The organism is bacterium, from assembly GCA_021371935.1.
GTDB lineage: Bacteria > Armatimonadota > UBA5829 > UBA5829 > UBA5829 > UBA5829.
In genome coordinates this window covers 45,349-62,921 of the sequence record JAJFVF010000006.1, presented here as the reverse complement: position 1 = coordinate 62,921, position 17,573 = coordinate 45,349, and the positions used below count along the sequence as shown (strand labels likewise).

The following is a 17,573-nucleotide window of genomic DNA, read 5'->3' as shown; positions in this document are numbered from 1 at the left end:
GGAACGATAATTAAGATATGCCTCGGGACGCCAGTTTCCGAAGCGGAGGATAATTCATGAAGTTTAGAGTCTTGATCTTGAGTCTGGCTTGCATGCTGGTGCTGGTGGGATGCGGCCATAAAAATACTTCGGTGAAGTCTGCAAAAAAGCCAAACCGTCAAACAGCGTCAACGAGCGCAAACTCTCCCAATAATACAGCCACGAAGCCTCAAGCGGCAAATGACCAATCGGATTCCGGGCTGTCGTTTAATATCCAGCCGCAGACACTGGATCAGGCACTTAATCCTCTTGGCGCACTGAACAATAATAGCCAGGCCAGCCCAAAAGGCTCCGGGATTGCTGGAAACCTTAATGTGCCTACCAAAGCACCTGCAGCTTCAGCGCCAGCCGCACTTCCCAAATCGGTTAAGCCAAAGCCCGATCAGCTTCTGGCGCTTGTGCAGATGCGATATAGGTCCGTCAAGACTATCAACATAACAGGCACAACAGGCGTGATTGTTGAGGCTGATGGCAAAGTTGTAAATAAGAGTTCAGGCACCAAATCTAGTTTTGTGTTTAAGCGTCCTGACAAATTCAATGTCACAGGATCAAATGAGCGGATGGTAAGCGACGGCAAAGTAGTTGTCAGGTATTTCAGTGGCACAAAACGCTTTGCCAAGACCAAGCTCGACAAAGAAAAGCAGCGTCTGCTTTTCAGAGAGATGATAGGTTCACAAGCAGGTGTGCGGAGTCTCGGTCTATTGATGGGTCTGGACTACGCTCCAATGATGTCTTCGATGAAACTGCTTAAGGACTCCAAAGTCGGCGGCAGAGATACTTACGTTCTCTCTATGCGTATCAAAGAGGGTGTCGGCTGTCCAAAAGGCTCCAATGCTGTTCAGACTCTCTGGATAGGCAAGAAGGATTTTGTGATTTATAGAAATCAGTTAGTGGAAAAAGGTAAGCCAAAACTGCCGAATGGCTTCAAAGGTAAAGCACCGAAACTGCTTGAGTCCACAATTAACGTTGTTGTGACCAAATGCGTCCTGGATGCAAATATGCCGGATTCCAATTTTGTATTCAGTGCTCCGGCGGGTGCAAAGCCTATCGAAGATTTGACCAAGGACTATCTTCACGGCAAAAATGCTCCCGAACTTGCATTCACCTGGACTGATGGAAGCAAGAAGAGTTTGGCTGATTTCCATGGCAAAACCGTGATACTGGACTGCTGGGCGCTGCCGATGTGTGAGCAGCATCTGCCTGTGCTGCAGAAGATCTATGAAAAACACAAAGAGGCGGTGCAGATTGTCTCTGTTTGTGTCAATTCGGACACTGAAGAGGTAAAGAAATATCTCTCTGAAAAATCACTCGATTTTCCGGTGGTATATGCAAATGAGGACATCGCGCATATTCTCAGGACCAAATATCACGTGCAAGTGATCCCAACAATTTTCCTGATCGACAAGTCCGGTGTTGTCCAGGAAACCATACTCGGCATGCCTCCTGAGAAGGATATCACGGCCAAGCTAGATAAGTTACAGTAAGGTGAAGCACATTTGGCTGCCGTTTAGGTGAGGAGGGATTTGCATGCAGGTAGTTCACTCAATTGATGAGATGCGCACAATAATCCATCAGGCTCGCACAGACGGCAAGACCATCGGCCTGGTCCCGACGATGGGTGCACTGCATGTGGGCCACCTCAAGCTGGTATCTCATGCAAAGCAGGACTGCGGATTTGTCGTGGTGAGTATTTTTGTGAACCCGACTCAGTTCGGACCCAGTGAAGACTTCAACAAATATCCCAGAACCCTTGAGGCCGACTGCCGCAAATGCGAGAGCGCTGAGGCCGACGTCATATTTGCGCCACTTGCGGTGGACATGTATCCCGGCGGCTTTGACACGTGGATAGATGTCAAAGGACCGGCTGAACTGCTGGAAGGCCAGAGCCGTCCTGAGCATTTCCGAGGGGTTGCAACGGTATGCACCAAGCTCTTCAACATAACGGATGCCGACCGCGCCTACTTCGGCAAAAAGGACTATCAACAGCTCATCGTGATCAAAAAAATAGTCAGTGACCTCAACATGAATGTCGAGATAGTGCCCATCGACACAGTGCGTGAACGCGACGGTTTGGCGATATCTTCTCGCAACTCATATCTGGACTCGCGTGAGCACGAGGCCGCTCTCGTGTTGAGCAGATCACTGGAGATGGCCAGGCAGGCATTTGAAAAGGGTGAGAGGAACGCCAAAGCGCTCCAGACACGTGTTTGGAACCTGATTGCTGCCGAGCCGCTTGCAAAAGTGGATTATGTTGCCGTTGCGGATGCCGAGACGCTTGCTCCAGTCGAGACAATCGAGCGAGATGCGGTCGTGCTTTTGGCGGTCAGGGTAGGCTCAACGAGGCTGATAGACAACATTGTGCTGGCTGCCGGCTGCCGGGTGTCAGGTGTCGGATGATGGGTTCGATTCCACTCTCCATCCCCTTACCTCTAGTCTCCAGTTCCTAACACCTGACCCCAAATCTCTAAACAGATCCGTGCTGCGGCTGGAATTATCCTCGGCCCGCTTGCGCATCATGTCGCGTGCTCCACAGCACGGATCGCTGGGGGAAACCGTCTGCGTCCGCCTGATCCCTTAGTTTGCCGCTTCTTTTTTCTCGCGACTCCCACCCAGCCCGGATTATACGCTTCCGCAAAACCCGGGTTTCCGAGAGCATTATTCACGTTTCTCGTGAATAATGCTGGCCAGACGTTCGCACCTGTTCTATACCCACCAGCCCAAGTATGCAAACACTAAAATTGTCGCGCTCTTTGTTATGAGACTTTGGTGCTCTTTAATGCGGCTTCAATGAAGTCGTCAATATCACCGTCCATCACACGCACCACATCGCCGGTCTCATGGTTATTTCGATGATCTTTGACCATAGTATATGGCTGAAAGACATATGAGCGCATCTGATTGCCCCATTCTATGGCACGAATATCGCCCCGCAGTTCCGCGATGCGCTGTTCATTTTCCTCATTTGCAAGCTGACCGAGCTTGGCTGCGAGGACCTTCATTGCCGATTCTTTATTTTTGTGCTGTGAGCGTTCATTCTGACATGTGACGACTATTCCAGTCGGTATATGAGTAATTCGGATGGCCGAGTCTGTCTTGTTGACATGCTGGCCGCCCGCACCGCTGGATCGATATGTGTCGACTCTTATCTCGTCAGGGTTGATGTTGACCTCGATGTCTTCTTCGATTTGTGGGATGACGTCGACAGCCGCGAATGATGTATGCCTGCGCTTGTTTGCATCGAACGGTGATATCCTTACCAGGCGGTGCACCCCGCGTTCGTTCTTGAGGTAACCGTAGGCATTGCGACCCCCAAACAGGACCGTGACGTTCTTGACCCCGGCCACATCGCCCTCGACAGTGTTGAGGATTTCTGTTTTATATCCGCCGCGCTCAGCCCATCTCAGGTACATGCGAAGCAGCATATCTGCCCAGTCGCAGGCTTCAGTGCCGCCCGCTCCGGCGTTAATCTCCATTATTGCGTTGGCCGAGTCATGCTCGCCGGATAACAGAGTCTGGAGTTCGAGCTGTTCATGAGCATGCTCGATTGACGCCAGTTCATGCCGCAGTTCATCTGCTTCGGAACCGGTGTCGTCATCGACCATCTGAGCAAGCTCTATAAAATCACTCACACGTGATTGCAATTCAAGCAGTGGATCGATCGTAGACTTAAGGGAGCTTAGCTTCTTGAGTGTTTTCTGAGCTTCCGAGGCGTCGTCCCAAAAATCGGGGTGTCCTGATTGTTCTTCCAGACGTGCTATTTCTTCCTGTAATCTAGGGACGTCAAAGATGACCTCCCAGCTCTTCGAGGTCTCGCTTGAGGGCAGCGGCTTTTTCTATTTCAACGTTTAGCATCTTTTCTCCAATATCTGATAGGCCGGGACGAGTCTGCCCAGGCCATGCTCTATACATATTATATTATTTATTGACTCTCACGCCAATGCCTAAGTGTCTGTTTGTATTCTCTCAGCAGCCAGCCTAAAATGAACGACTCCATCAGGACAGGTGAAGTCAATACTTTCAGCGGTTTTGCCGCCAAGCTCCCTCAGATCACCACCGCTTCTTACAGCAGTCATCAATGGGTATGCGATCATCATACACTCTGGGCAAAAATCCACAGGACATTCATATGTTGACGTGAATGTGTCTTCCGGCTCGAAGCCCAGCCTACAGTGCTCGGCTCTATCGTTATCGCCGACTTTGAGCACGCTAATCGTGAACTTCCAATCTTCCTTATACCATTTATGCATCTATTCCCTCTCTGCTGGCGGATTTATTACCCAGAGCTTTTTGGGCCAAACAAGTATACAAAGTCACCCATTTGCCAGGTCTGCCTACCCGTTCCTTCGGCAGATATGATTTTGCCAGTGTGCCCTCAAGCTTAACCCTGCCAAACTCATCTTGTTTAGCCTTGAGCATATCCCAGGCCTCTTGTAACTCTGGAGCCTGTCCAACACCGAGTGATGCTAGCGCTTCCAGTAGATGTGGCAGGCCAACACGCTGAATTTCTATGGGGAAATAGGCATCAATCATTCGATAACCGGGGCGAACATCCAATACCAGTTTCTGAGGATTATCCATCCTATAGAAAAGCCTGCGTCTAAGGAAATACTCGATCAACCCATCGACGCACAAAAAATGCATGCCGCACTTTTTCATCTCACTTGCCATAAGCAGCGCATGCATATTTGCCTTAATACAGCTCTTTGGTATTCGATTCATCTTATTCACACGATGAAGACAAAGCCAGCCGCCATCCGGCAATTGTGCATCCGCAACTTGAGCAAGCCAGGTCTGAACGCGAGAATCATTTCCATAGCCAAGCATAACCAGCGAGCGCAATATTTGAAAATCACCGCAGTTGATATCATAAGGACTTTGGAATCTGTCAATGACCGAATCTACATCCAGGTAATCTCGCGTCAGACCCGATTCAGACAGAGCTATGAGACCTCTTATTGGCGCTGTAGGTCGAGGATTCTCCATCCAAGAGAGATCGCGCGCTTGATCCAGCGTTTCAAGCACTAGTTTACGTGCTTCAATTACTTGCTTGTCGTCATTAGGCAGATCGCACAAGCCTGTCAATGTACGCGCACGGACTCCGGGATTATCTTCACCGAGCAGCCAGTCAAGTGTTTGAGTGTTCACGGTATCTCCTTAATTTGCTGTTCTTACTGCTTCCCCACCAGCCCCCTTGCATACGCATCCTGCGCAAGCCGCAAATAAACGTCCGGGCGTACCACAGTGAATCCATTTTCTTCAAGACGGTGGACAGTCTCGATAATCGCATCCATATCTACGTCATAACAGTTCACATGAGCGCACACAAACACAGGTCCAGACTGCCGCGCAGCCGATTCCTCGAATTCGCGAATTGCTCCATCAACGTCTTTGCGGACCAATGCGCTCCCGGGGCTCCAGAGCCTGTCGTCGCACCAATGTGGATTCTCACCTGGAATTCTCTCCCAGCCCTGGAAGAATCCAAGAGCATCCGGCATAGCCTCCATGTATTTTGCTATCACCTCATCGTCCACTATATCGGCGCCCTTCTGATCCTTGGGACCGCCGAATTCCTCCATCTGCTTGCGAGTGTATACAACGGTTTCATCCTTGAGCTTGTGCTCTATCCCTCCGCCGGGAACGTGCCGGACAATCCTGTTTATCGCCCAAATAGATTTAAGGGAAGTCTTTTTCATCGCGTCCGCACTGATTTTCAGATATCCCGGCAGGTCGGCAAAACCGCTCGGATAGTTGTATGCAATCCCTGAGGGTCCGCTGACTATATAGTCGTTTTCGGTCTTGGTCTTGTAATAATATTCGAGCACAGCGGGACCGATCTTTTCAAAGATTGGAGCCACTTCCCAGCCCAGTGGAACCTCTCCTCTGCGCGGATGCAGCCAGAAATGCTTTTGCACATCGCACATCGAGTGCCAAGAGTCACCGTCCGAGAGAGTGATCGTGGCATATTTAGCGTTGGGGTCACATACTGCTGACGGGCAGTGATCCTGAGAATATTCGGCAGATGCCTGTATGTGCTGATGGAATGAAGTGTTCCATGCATACGCACAATAGACCCACACACTGTGTTGACTTGCAAAATAAACATGTGTGGCTTCGCTGTCGCGGGGATTATGCCAGCCTATCATCATCGCATGATCGGGCGCAGCCGTCTGGACCTTGTCCCATAGCTCGGCCTCTTCGGGGAAATCAGCCGCGTTGATAGTGCAGCCCATCCCAAAGCCCCGATGAGCGATCAGGTAATCCATATCGGGTATCAAACGCGGACTATCGCCCTGAGTATAACCGCCCAGGACACTTAAGTTGAAGTCGCCCAGGTGATTATCTATGACCCACCGATTCGTATCGAGCCGTCCCTCGAACCGCCCGCGCAGATCCAGCAGGCATTTTAAGCCGAGTGACTTCATTTTTTCTTCGCCTGACGGTGCGCAAACGAGCGCATCCATCACACCGGCCAGCGATATCGCCGCATTGAGCGTATCGGGCACTGACTGGTCAAACACAATATAGCCCTTGAATTGATCTGCATAATTGTGCAGCAGGCTGTCGAGAGTGGTTTCAGCGGGTTCATAGCCATAGTTGCGATACCACTCGACCCAGTGATTTTCCATGCCTTTTGAGCTGGGGAGCAGATATATATTCGGGGCGTCACGATTGACAATACCCTGCAGGCTGACCGTTATCGGCCAGTCATCGGCTGCAACACTTTCAAGCGGCAGCAAGTGATATGTTTTCACTTTAGATCTCCTTGTCAACGGCGAGAAATGCAATCCGGTATAGTATAGCCGATTATAGTCAGGTTGCCTACAATAAATTTACGTATCAAAGCCCCGTATTTTTACCAGCACTTTCTTAGCAACCACCTCGGAATAAGTAATTGTGGGTATAGGTATACTGTTGAGGGAGCACACACAGTGGAAAAGCTGTATCGGATAAAAACCACGGGGCAGATGACTGCATTCACGCCATTTGGTGAGGTGAAAACGGAAGTTTGCGTGCACTGGTTTTATGATCAGCGCGAAGCTCCGGCTCTGCCTTATGGTAAAGCTATTCCAGCTTGGAACGATATGCATGCTTCCGACGAACCTTCCGAACGAAATCCTGAGTATGCGCAGCGTCTTCGAGCATATGTAGACCAGCTTTTCACACGCGAAGAGGTAGATACAATAAAGGACTATTTCCTCCAAGCCAAGACGCTTGAGACCGTGATAGAAGAAGTCGATGTGCCGGTAATGGATTACGAAGTTCCTTTCAGGGCGATCCCACCAGCACCCGAAGGTGGTGACGGCTATGGATTCATAGAGCTTTGTGGGATCGAAGGATATCCGCTTCCGTTCAAGGTGAGTGGTTTCTTCGACGTTGTCTACGATAATCCATATGATCGCTATCAAATGTCGGTAGTCAAAGGGATGATTGAACGGGCTGGTCTGGCATCGCGACATGAGAGCGATGCCCATGCGCAGTATAAAGAGATAGGTGAAAAGCTGAAACGTCTCCAGATTGTTCTGCTCGATCTTGAGCGAGCTTTAATTGGATTGAACAAAGAATTTTATAGTGAAGAATAGGCATCAAAAAAACGCCCAGTGACAACCGGGCGTCTATAGTTCTTATTCTGTTTTGTATTAATCTACCAGCGGCGTCCGCCGCCTCCGAATCCTCCTCGACCGCCGCCGCGTCCGCCGCTGCGCTCAGTTCGAGGGCGAGCTTCGTTGACGGTGAGTGTTCTTCCGCCAAGCTCTTTGCCATTGATTTCTTCAATAGCTGCGGCCACATTTTCTTCGGGGATATCAACGAACCCGAATCCCTTGTCGCCGATGACTCTGATCTCGCCTATCGGGCCGAATGGCTCGAACAGCGTACGAATGTCATCTTCGCCGGCGCTGTAGGGCATGTTGCCTACGTAAAGTGATTTATTGGCCAATTGCTTGCCTTCTTTCTGGGATTTACCCAAGCGTTTCAACGGGGCACGTGGCTGCTGAATGCAGCCTCAAAACGGACTCGATCAGTCGCAGAATATAAGGCAATCCACGGTCTTGACCAAAACGCCGATGCGCCTGCGTTGATTGTAACCGAGTACAGTATATAGCCGGTTTTAGAAAAAAGCAAACCGATCAGCCACAAAATGAATCGTTTGACATAAAATGAGTTGCAGAATATACTGATATTCAAGAACAGGCGGCTCCAAGTCGGGGGTGCGGCTGGGCCTTAATATCAGGCAGCAGGTATAGCCCTGTGGGACTTCAATTGGGTTCCACGGGGCTTTTTGCACGATTACGGAGGGATAATCAGTGGACCACGCGTCACGAAAATCCAGCGTAGCCTTGCTTTCGGTTGTTTCAAACACGATCCTGGTCATAATGAAGCTGGCCATAGGTTTGTTGATAGGATCTGTGTCGGTGATATCCGAAGCGATCCATTCGGGTGTAGATTTACTTGCGGCATTGATTGCATTTTTTGCTGTTAAGAGTTCGGGGCAACCGGCGGACAAGGAGCACCCATTTGGCCATGGCAAGATAGAGAATATATCCGGTACCATCGAAGCGCTGCTGATATTTCTAGCCGCGGGATGGATTATTTGGGAGGCGGTGCACAAACTGCTGCATCCCCAACCACTGGAATCCGTAGGCTGGGGCGTTGGAGTAATGCTCATCTCCGCTCTGGCCAATATGTTTGTATCTCACATGCTCTTCAAAGTCGGCCGCCAGACTGATTCCGTGGCTCTCAAGGCCGACGCCTGGCATCTGCGCACTGATGTATATACTTCAGCCGGAGTAATGGCCGGTCTGGGGTTGATATGGCTTGCAGAGGCGGTGTTTCCCGGTGAACATTTCCACTGGATAGACCCAGTTGCAGCCATGGCGGTTGCGCTGCTGATAATCAGAGCGGCATATGAGCTCACGGTCAAGTCCGGCCGCGACCTGCTGGATGTCAGTCTGCCGGATGATGAGGAGCGATGGATTGTGGATTATCTCTCGCAGATTGATACGGTGAAAGGTTTCCACCATCTGCGCACTCGCAAGGCAGGCTCCGAGAGGTTTGTCGAGTTTCATCTGCTTGTGGACCCGAATATGTCGGTTGAGCAGTCTCATCAAATAGCCGACGAGATCACACAAGGCATCCGTGAACGGTTCATTGGCACTGCTGTCACAATCCACATTGAACCCTGTGACGGCAGGTGCGGTCCCGATTGTGCCCAGTCAACAGAGTGTTCGCATAGAATTTCCAGCGACTGATGCGCACAATGTGAAACAATTAACGCAGTTTTCGCGTATAAAAACCAGTTTGCTGTATTGCTGATGGGATGCGTTTGGTGACATTTCTGTGGCAGCCATACACATCTTGACCACATCTGCCTTATGTGATACCATTTGAACAGCACACCTGGAGGATTCCCCTTTGATAAAAAATCGTGGATTAAGTCTGCTGCTCTTAGCGATGAGTGTTCTACTCTCATCATTTGCATTTGTTGCATGTGCCGCGCCTGCGCCCGGTGTCAAGGCTGAATTTGCAAAGTCATTTATGCCTGTCTCCCAGATAAAACGGGGTATGCGCGGCTACGGACTCACTGTTTTTCAGGGCACGAAGATCGAGAAGTTCGATGTTGAGGTGCTTGGCGTCTTGAAGAAGACCAACACCGGCAAGGACCTCATACTGGTCAGAGTCGGCGGTGGTCCCATCACCAGCCGCCAGACCGAGATCATAGCCGGCATGAGCGGCAGTCCCTGCTATATAAATGGTAAGCTGATCGGCGCAATATCATATGGTCAGGGCTTCAGCAAGGAGCCCGTCGGCATGATCACGCCGATAGAAGACATGGTCGAGGCATGGGACGAGAATCTTCCGAAGCAGGCCAGCGGCTACAGCACCGGCACATTGTCAGAGCCGGTCCAGATCGACGGCAAATCGGTCAGAAGCATATCAATCGATCCATTCGGGACCGGCGCAAAGGGAATAGACAATGGGGTCCTCCACATGCAGCCGCTCATGACCCCGATGATGGTCAGCGGTCTCTCTCCGCGCGGCTTGGCCAGACTTTCAGTGATACTTCAGCCGTTCGGCATATCGCCGATGGCAGGACCGGGCAGCGGGGGGCGCAAAGCTGAGGAGGCCAAAGCAGAGTTGGTTCCAGGAGCTGCGGTCGGGATGTCACTGGCAAGCGGTGATATAGACATGACCGGCATAGGCACGGTGACATATCGCCGGGGCAACAAGATTGTTGCGTTCGGTCACCCGATGCTCGGCATTGGGGCAGTCGATGCGCCGATGACCACGGCATATGTCGAGGATGTGCTCTCGAATTACCAGGTGTCCACCAAGATGGCCTCACCGATAAAGATGGTCGGGCGAATATTCCAGGACAGGCCGTGGTCGATTGCGGGCGCCATAGGCAACATGCCCAAGACCATCCCGATCAAAATTGCGATCAACGATCAGTCATCAAAGCGCAGCCGTACATATAATATAAATGTAATAGACCATCCGCTTCTCGCTTCCAGGCTGATCACGATGATTGTTGGCGAGGCGATTTATGAGATACATCCAGCCCCTGGGAATGCTACTGCGGAGCTGAACTATACGGTCAATGCTGACCAGGTCGGCACGATCAAGCGCAGCAATGTCTTTTTTGATCCAATGGCAATAGACTCGACTGCAATCGATGACATAGGCTCACTTCTGCAGATTCTCGGCAGCAACAAGTTCTACCCGATCGATATCAAATCAGTTAATGTCAGCGTCCGTATAATTGACAAGCGCAACACCGCGACGGTGGACAGGATATTCGTGAAAAAGAGCGAATACGAGCCTGGCGAGACCGTAGATGTGGGTGTCGTGCTGCGGCCATATAAGAAGGACCGCGTGACCAAGACTTATAAGATCAAGATTCCAGCCACTGCAGGCAACGGCAAACTGGTTTTGCAGGTTCGCGGAGGCGCGACTCCCACCATTGCTCAATTGGGGGCGAGCATTTCGGCCGACGATGACGATAGCGGCGGCGCTCTGATTATGCCTGGCACATCCACGACAAACGTGGACAATGTCAAACAGCTCGTCAATAAATATCTCGAGCGTGAGAAGAACAACCAGGTCGTGGTACAGATACTACTGCGCAACACCGCAGTGAATGTAGCGGGCGAGAAGCTCAGCGGGCTTCCCAGCAACATAGCAGATGTAATGAAGTCCTCTCGCAACTCCGGTCTCAAGCTGGAGAGAGAAGAGGTCAAAGAGCTATATGATGAGGATATGATAATCACCGGCATGGCGCGCCTCACTCTTAACGTCAAGAAGAAAAACCTTAATGAGGGCAAGCAGACACCGAAGAGCGCTCCCGCCATCTCGTCTGATGGCATTCAAGATGAACCTGGTTCAGTGCCCTCGGACGATTCGACTTCTCCTGCATACGATGGCGACTTCCAATATTATTCGACAATGGGCTCCGGTCCATCAGTTGATGTGACTGAGGCTCCTGCCGACGATTCCGACAGCGCTGCGGATGATGATACCGACGATGACGCGATGGATGATGCGTCCAATGAGCTTCCAATGCCGGATCAGCCTGCCGATGTTCAACCCAACGTGGAGGCTCCCGCTCCTTCGGCTGCAGCGCCGACTGCGGCAAAGACAAATGTAAAGAGCGTAGTCCGCCAGACAAAGAATTGGACGCAGAGCACTCAGTCAGACTTCGCGAAGGGCACTTTTTCCGGTGTCTCCGCTTCCAGCGAGAATAAACTCGAACTGGTTCCAACGTTGAAGAAACTGGTGGAAACCCCCGAGCAGTTCGTGTGGTGCATAGCACCCACCAAAGACGGTGTATATGCGGGCACCGGCAATTCCGGCATGATATACCGTATCACTGAGTCGGGTGACATGAAGGTCTTTTATGAGACAGGCGAGTTGGAGGTCCATTCCATCATTCGGGATGCGGATGGCAATATTTATGCCGGCACTTCTCCCAACGGCAAGATATTCAAAATATCACCGGACGGCAAGGGCAAACTCCTCTTCGAGGTCGATGGCAAATATGTGCTTGCGCTGGCAGCAGACAGCAAGGGTAACATTTATGCCGGCGTCGGCGATGCAGGCAAAATATACCGTATATCCGCAGATGGAACGGGTAAGGTATTCACAACTCTGAGTGAGCAACAAATTCTCAGCCTCACCTGGGACAGCCGGGGTTTTCTGGTTGCCGGAACAGGCACCAATGGTGTCGTATACAAGATAGATTCCAAGGGCAGCGCGGAGCCGATCTTCGATGCCGATGAGGATTCGATTGCGTCAGTCGCAGCAGATGGCAAGGGCAATATATACGCTGGGACCTCGCCTAAGGGGATCGTGTATAAGATAAGCTCCGACTTGCGCTCGAAGAAGGTGTTCACCAAGGCCAGCCGTGTCCTTTCGATGACAGCGGACCCAAGCGGCAACATCTATGCCGTATCGGACGGCACTCTGGTCAAGATCACGCCCGATGAGAATGTGATCCAGCTCGATTCTTCACAGGACAAGGTTCAGTTTCTGGCCACAGCATACAACAGCGCCACTGGTGCGTTGTATGCCTCAACTGGAAATATCGGTTCCATATATGTGAGCAAATGCTGCGATATCTCGGGTTCATTCGAATCTGCAGTGCATGACACCAAGATGGTCTCACGCTGGGGCAGGATCAAGTGGACTGCCGACACACCGTCAGGCACGTCTGTTGAGCTGCAGACCCGAACCGGCAACGTCGAGACGCCGGATGACACCTGGACAAACTGGTCGCCGGTATATACAAACGGTACCGGCGAGCAGATTTCTGGCGGCAGTTCCCGCTATATTCAATATAAGGTGACTCTCAAGACTGCCGGTCCGAACGCATCTCCCAGAGTCTCCAGCGTCACACTATCCTATCTGACGCCCAACCAGGCGCCGAGTGTCAAACTTACGGCTCCTGCTGTCGGCAGTGTATGGGCAGGCAGCCAGACCATCAAATGGGTCGGTTCGGACCCTGACAAAGACAGCCTGACCTATGATGTCTACTATTCCAAAGACGGCGGCAAGGACTGGACTGCGCTGGTTGGCGGAGTGGGAGGCGGCACCGATGACAACCAGCAGTCGGCAAAAGCCATAGTCGATAAGGTAAAAAGTGAACTCAGCAAATCGCCGGATGTGCCGGAGGATATGAAGAAGCAGGTTCTAAACGGTACTGAGAATGCTGTGACCTCTCCGACGCATTTGCCTTCGGCATCCGATATCGCATCGAGCAAGAGTTCATACGCTTGGGATACCAAGAAAGTCGAGGATGGCAGCTACATCCTGAAAGTGATTGCCAGCGACCGAACGAGCAACGCAAGTGACCCACTTACGGACGAGGCCATATCAGATCCGCTTGTTGTATGCAACACAGCGCCGAGACTGGTGCTCTATCAGAGGGCGTTCACGCAAAAAGGCGCTGGTCCGGCTGTTATATCAGGTTCGGCAGCCAGCAAGATGATAGAGATCACAGGTGTGCAGTTCAGAGTAGACGGCGGCGCATGGATGGCTGCTGCTGCGGACGACGGAATGTATGATTCTCCATATGAGGTATTCAAAGCAACCACGGGCAGCCTGCCCGTGGGCAGTCACAAGGTCGAGATTCAGGCAATCGATTCCGCCGGCAATGCCTCCACTCAGACTGTGGACGTGACTATCTCGTAAATGGTCTAATAGCTGGATAGACAAATGGTCAAGACGGCCCGGTAAGGATTACTTGCCGGGCCATTTTGTTTTATATAGGCCATAGCATCCCGTCATTCCGATCGCATCCGACACTATTATAGGTGACGCTCTCCAAATTACTACTTTGATGCAAATCGTCTCCCCGAACGCACAGGTTATTGTTTCCGCTGGCTATACCTACGTGTTGCTTCTCCAGCCCAATAAAATTCAAAAAAACAGCCATACCCGGCAATAATAATGCTTGACAGCCGTCTTAGCGTATTGACACAGAGTTTTACTCGTGTTAAGATTCCGTGAACCAGGCTGGCTATCACACTAATAACGGCGCAGGCAAGAAAGGAGGTGCACGATCCTTGAGACGCCTGTGAGTGCCCTAAGTGATAGTATAGGCAGAGATGGATTCGATAAAAAGGGCAACGGACTGGTCAGGCAACATGGATACTGGCAAGTCCTAAGTTCTTGAAAGAAAATCCTCCTGCCGTTGTTTTACATTCAAGGAGGAATATCATGAAGAAAATGACATTCGTTTTAGTGGCACTGCTTTGCGTGTGCTCGATTCCTGTTTTTGCGCAGGGACCGTTCACCGATGTGCCGACGGATCACTGGGCATATGACGCAGTGAACCAGTTGCAGCAGGATGGGATCATTATTGGCTATCCGGACGGAACATTTGCCGGCAAGAGGACAATCACCCGCTACGAGTTCGCAGTTGCGATTGCAAGAGTGGTTGATTACCTCAGCGGCGCTGTAACTCCTTCCGGCGCTGGTGTGACCCAGGCTGAGTTGGACAGTGCTCTCGAAGGCTATGCCAAGAAGAGTGAGATCCCCACGGTTCCCACTTTGGCTAACCTTGCCAGCAAGTCCGATCTTGACCAGGTTCGCAAACTCGTTGATGAGTTCCGTGATGAACTCGCTGCTCTGGGTGTTGACGTAGACGCTCTGAAGAGAGACGTAGCTGCTTTGACTTGCCGCGTCGACATTCTCGAAGCTGAAGTCAATCGCGTCAAGGTTACTGGCGATCTTAATGTTGCAGCGTTCACAGATATGAACCGCAGCGCGAATAATATCCAGTCAGCTGCAAATGCTGTTGACTTGGACAACAGGACAATTCCTCAGGCAGATAACCTGGGCAATTCGATTGGCGTAGTTCATGATCTCGATCTCAACATCGTTGGCCGCGTAAGTTGTTCCACGACAGTGAATGCGACGATCGACTACGGCAACTATCTGAACTATATCAGATACGTTGACGATTATGTAAACGGTGACAGGCCGACCACAAAGACCGATCAGCAGGACGGCAAGGATTTTGTGGATGCGTTCTTCCCATATTACGCATACATCAATGCCGCTCTGTGCAAGGGCACATTGAGCGTTGGTCGTTTCCCGATCGCCTTCACTCCTTATACCTTGAAGAAGATCGATGTTGATGCTTACACCAACATCCTCAAGACTGATGACGGCTACTATCCGATGGACGGTATCAGCCTCGCGACAGTGTTTGGCGGCGTGGACGTAACACTCTTTGCAGCCAAGAACAACGAGAACGATTACATGAAGAACGGCCTTACCGGCCAGCCGAGCAATGCTATCGGCGTCTTCAACGTCAACGGTGGTAATGCTGTTGGTGGTATCGATGCGTTGATCACTCAGACCGCTGGTGGTCGCTTCACAGTAGGTATTCCGTGGGGCGGCAAGCTTGGTGGAACATTCTATCAGGCATGGGCGAATGATGCGACTCTTACTCGCGATCAGGCCAGAGTCTTCGGTGGCGATTTGGCCATTCCTTACAAAGCTTGGAGCTTTGCTGGAAGCTGGACAAGATCTGACACCAGAGCAGCCAGAAATTCTGGTGCTGCAAACACCGATGACGAAAACGTTGCATGGGATGCCAAGGTCGGCACAATGGTCGGAAAGCTCGACATCAATGCCGGTTACAAGGACATCGGCCGCAACTTTGCAGCCGCTGGCGCATGGGACAAGATCGGCAATTGGACCAATCCTGTAGACATCAATGGTCCGTATGTTGGCCTTACTTATCCGATCATGAGCAACTTGAAGGCTGTCTTGAACGGTGAGTTCCTTACCGTTAAGGACACAGTCACTACAACAGCTACTGCTGGATTTGATCCTGTCACCCTGAACAAGGATGATCAGATCATCAAGGCAGAGGGTGGAGTGCAGTGGGGTATCTCCAAGGCTAACTCCCTTGCTCTCGGTTATCAGTGGGTCAAGTTCGATCCTGACGATGCCAATTATGACTATGCAATACAGTCTTACCTGACCATAGGTTGGGCTCATCAGGTCAATCCTGATGCCGCACTGAAGATCGGCTACCAGTTCATGAACTGGAATGGTGGCAACAATGCCATCGTATACGGCAAAGACTATCAGGCGGGACTTGGCGTAGTCCAGTTCGGCGTGAGCTTCTAAGCTCAGTCTAAGCGATAACAAAGGCTCTCGGAGTAATCCGAGAGCCTTTTATTTAGTAATGGGTATTTAGTATTGATTATTTATTTGTTGAGTGCGCAGCCTGTCGATATTCAGGAGCAATCTCATATTCTGCATTAGTCGGAGGATGTCATGAAAAAGTCGACAATAATAATAGCTGCAGCGATCCTGTTGGCGAGCAGTATTTGTTATGGTGCAGTGCCGCCTCCGGGCGAAGCTGCAGGTCTGATCCCACCACCGGCGATAAACATTCCTTATGGCGGGACCATTATAGTCGAGGTCAACATAAGTGACGATAACATTTTGGGCATTATAAAGCAGACCATCCCTGCAGTAGCGGCAGCTTTGGATGAAGTCCAGAAAGAATCCGACCAAGAGAATGCTGAACTACCTGGGCAGATATCATTAATCAGCAATCTCCAACTAAAGACTCTTGGTGAAGTGATCGATAGTATCAAAGGTGTCAGGCTTGTCGTTGCCAAATACAACAAGAATGTCGTGCTTTCTGACTTGATACATAATTTTGAAAAGGGGCTGGCCAAGGTAGGGACATATTCAAAGGTCGCAAGCGGTTTGGACATTTTGCCTGGTGCGGCTGGGTTATACGCGGAGGCAGGCAATGCCGGTTATGTCGGTTTTGCATATGATTCGCATGAGCGCATGCTATATGCGGTGAGAGTAATCGGCTCCATGGATGTATCTAAGCTGGCCGCTTGGACGATCCGCGCGATGACTGTGGTAAACAAAATGGGGACTGTTCTTCCAGGAACCTCGAATGCCGAAGAAACAGATAACTAATAATCGATACCTTTTCTAGCTTGTATACCCCGCTCAAATGGGTGTTTGATCTGTTTCATTTCAGTGACATAGTCTGCGGCCTCGATTACCTCGGGGGCAGCATTGCGTCCGGTGAGTATGAGTTCGAGATGCTCTGGCTTGTTTGCAATAAGCCGGAGGATGCGCGAGACTCCAATCAGATTGCAGTGTGCGGCATTGTTGATTTCGTCCAAAATTACCAAATCAAAGGCATCATTTGAGACAATCTCTTCTGCATATGCCATGGCATTTTCAGTTTCTCTTTTTCGCTTCGAAACCTTTTGCTTGTCTATGCAGCGCGAGCTGTCTGCAGCAAACTGCTTCAGCGTCAATTTGTCTGGAAACTGTCGTGCAAACACAGCCTCTCCAATATCAGAATAGCCCTTTATAAACTGGATAATACAAACCTTTAGTCCCCATCCAGCGGCTCGCAGGGCTATTCCAAGCGCTGCAGTTGTTTTGCCTTTGCCTTCGCCGGTATAAACATGGACCAAACCCCTTTGATTTTTGACTTCTTTCATTGCCACCTCCAGCGTGCTTAGCATATTATCACGCAAAAA

Annotated in this window: 13 protein-coding genes; 7 read left to right on the top strand and 6 right to left on the bottom strand. The window is 50.8% G+C overall.

Annotated features, from left to right (window positions below):
• The first annotated feature begins 56 nt into the window (after positions 1-56).
• Positions 57-1,523, top strand: coding sequence for a redoxin family protein (locus tag LLG46_04685; GenBank protein MCE5322598.1), 1,467 nt, complete (start codon positions 57-59; stop codon positions 1,521-1,523).
• A gap of 43 nt (positions 1,524-1,566) precedes the next feature.
• Positions 1,567-2,436 carry a pantoate--beta-alanine ligase gene (panC, locus tag LLG46_04680; GenBank protein ID MCE5322597.1) on the top strand — a complete coding sequence of 290 codons (870 nt, stop codon included), beginning with the start codon at positions 1,567-1,569 and terminating at the stop codon, positions 2,434-2,436.
• A 356-nt stretch (positions 2,437-2,792) separates the two neighbouring features.
• Here the strand turns inward: panC and prfB are convergent.
• The 4 genes from prfB to LLG46_04660 form a co-directional block, all read right to left on the bottom strand.
• A protein-coding gene (gene prfB, locus LLG46_04675; protein ID MCE5322596.1) for a peptide chain release factor 2 occupies positions 2,793-3,891 on the bottom strand; the annotation gives its coding sequence in 2 pieces (ribosomal slippage) (positions 2,793-3,833 and positions 3,835-3,891; 1,098 coding nt in all).
• Positions 3,892-3,980: 89 nt separating this feature from the next.
• The gene (locus LLG46_04670; GenBank protein ID MCE5322595.1) at positions 3,981-4,286 is read right to left on the bottom strand and encodes a TIGR04076 family protein; all 306 of its coding nucleotides are present in this window, start codon (positions 4,284-4,286) and stop codon (positions 3,981-3,983) included.
• The gene (locus tag LLG46_04665) at positions 4,279-5,184 is read right to left on the bottom strand and encodes a hypothetical protein (protein ID MCE5322594.1); all 906 of its coding nucleotides are present in this window, start codon (positions 5,182-5,184) and stop codon (positions 4,279-4,281) included. The genes LLG46_04670 and LLG46_04665 overlap by 8 nt, the downstream gene beginning before the upstream one ends.
• A 23-nt stretch (positions 5,185-5,207) precedes the next feature.
• A complete protein-coding gene (locus LLG46_04660; GenBank protein MCE5322593.1) occupies positions 5,208-6,791 on the bottom strand; it encodes a hypothetical protein in 1,584 nt (527 codons plus the stop codon).
• Positions 6,792-6,968: 177 nt separating this feature from the next.
• Here LLG46_04660 and LLG46_04655 point away from each other — a divergent pair, with 177 nt between their 5' ends.
• Positions 6,969-7,619: a hypothetical protein gene (locus LLG46_04655; GenBank protein ID MCE5322592.1), complete on the top strand. Its 651-nt coding sequence runs from the start codon at positions 6,969-6,971 to the stop codon at positions 7,617-7,619.
• 62 nt (positions 7,620-7,681) lie between these two features.
• On the opposite strand, the gene LLG46_04650 is transcribed toward LLG46_04655, so the two are convergent.
• The gene (locus LLG46_04650; GenBank protein MCE5322591.1) at positions 7,682-7,945 is read right to left on the bottom strand and encodes an RNA-binding protein; all 264 of its coding nucleotides are present in this window, start codon (positions 7,943-7,945) and stop codon (positions 7,682-7,684) included.
• Between the two features lie 397 nt (positions 7,946-8,342).
• Between LLG46_04650 and LLG46_04645 the strand changes: the two genes are divergently transcribed.
• From LLG46_04645 to LLG46_04630, 4 genes are all read left to right on the top strand, one after another.
• The gene (locus LLG46_04645) at positions 8,343-9,287 is read left to right on the top strand and encodes a cation diffusion facilitator family transporter (GenBank protein ID MCE5322590.1); all 945 of its coding nucleotides are present in this window, start codon (positions 8,343-8,345) and stop codon (positions 9,285-9,287) included.
• A 163-nt stretch (positions 9,288-9,450) separates the two neighbouring features.
• The gene (locus LLG46_04640) at positions 9,451-13,725 is read left to right on the top strand and encodes a hypothetical protein (GenBank protein ID MCE5322589.1); all 4,275 of its coding nucleotides are present in this window, start codon (positions 9,451-9,453) and stop codon (positions 13,723-13,725) included.
• A gap of 528 nt (positions 13,726-14,253) precedes the next feature.
• A complete protein-coding gene (locus tag LLG46_04635) occupies positions 14,254-16,179 on the top strand; it encodes an S-layer homology domain-containing protein (protein MCE5322588.1) in 1,926 nt (641 codons plus the stop codon).
• A 150-nt stretch (positions 16,180-16,329) separates the two neighbouring features.
• Entirely contained in the window at positions 16,330-16,995 is a 666-nt protein-coding gene (locus tag LLG46_04630) for a hypothetical protein (GenBank protein ID MCE5322587.1), read from the top strand.
• Here LLG46_04630 and cobO read toward each other — a convergent pair.
• Positions 16,992-17,534 (bottom strand): cob(I)yrinic acid a,c-diamide adenosyltransferase, encoded by a 543-nt coding sequence (gene cobO / locus LLG46_04625; protein ID MCE5322586.1) that lies wholly within the window; start codon positions 17,532-17,534, stop codon positions 16,992-16,994. The two genes, LLG46_04630 and cobO, sit on opposite strands and share 4 nt — an antisense overlap.
• Positions 17,535-17,573: the final 39 nt, after the last annotated feature.

What these genes read in the sequence shown, in the direction of transcription:
- LLG46_04685 (MCE5322598.1), top strand. Translation starts at nt 57, where the DNA reads ATGAAGTTTAGAGTCTTGATCTTGAGTCTGGCTTGCATGCTGGTGCTG.
- panC (MCE5322597.1), top strand. Translation starts at nt 1,567, where the DNA reads ATGCAGGTAGTTCACTCAATTGATGAGATGCGCACAATAATCCATCAG.
- LLG46_04670 (MCE5322595.1), bottom strand. Translation starts at nt 4,286, where the DNA reads ATGCATAAATGGTATAAGGAAGATTGGAAGTTCACGATTAGCGTGCTC.
- LLG46_04650 (MCE5322591.1), bottom strand. Translation starts at nt 7,945, where the DNA reads ATGCCCTACAGCGCCGGCGAAGATGACATTCGTACGCTGTTCGAGCCA.
- LLG46_04635 (MCE5322588.1), top strand. Translation starts at nt 14,254, where the DNA reads ATGAAGAAAATGACATTCGTTTTAGTGGCACTGCTTTGCGTGTGCTCG.
- LLG46_04630 (MCE5322587.1), top strand. Translation starts at nt 16,330, where the DNA reads ATGAAAAAGTCGACAATAATAATAGCTGCAGCGATCCTGTTGGCGAGC.
- cobO (MCE5322586.1), bottom strand. Translation starts at nt 17,534, where the DNA reads ATGAAAGAAGTCAAAAATCAAAGGGGTTTGGTCCATGTTTATACCGGC.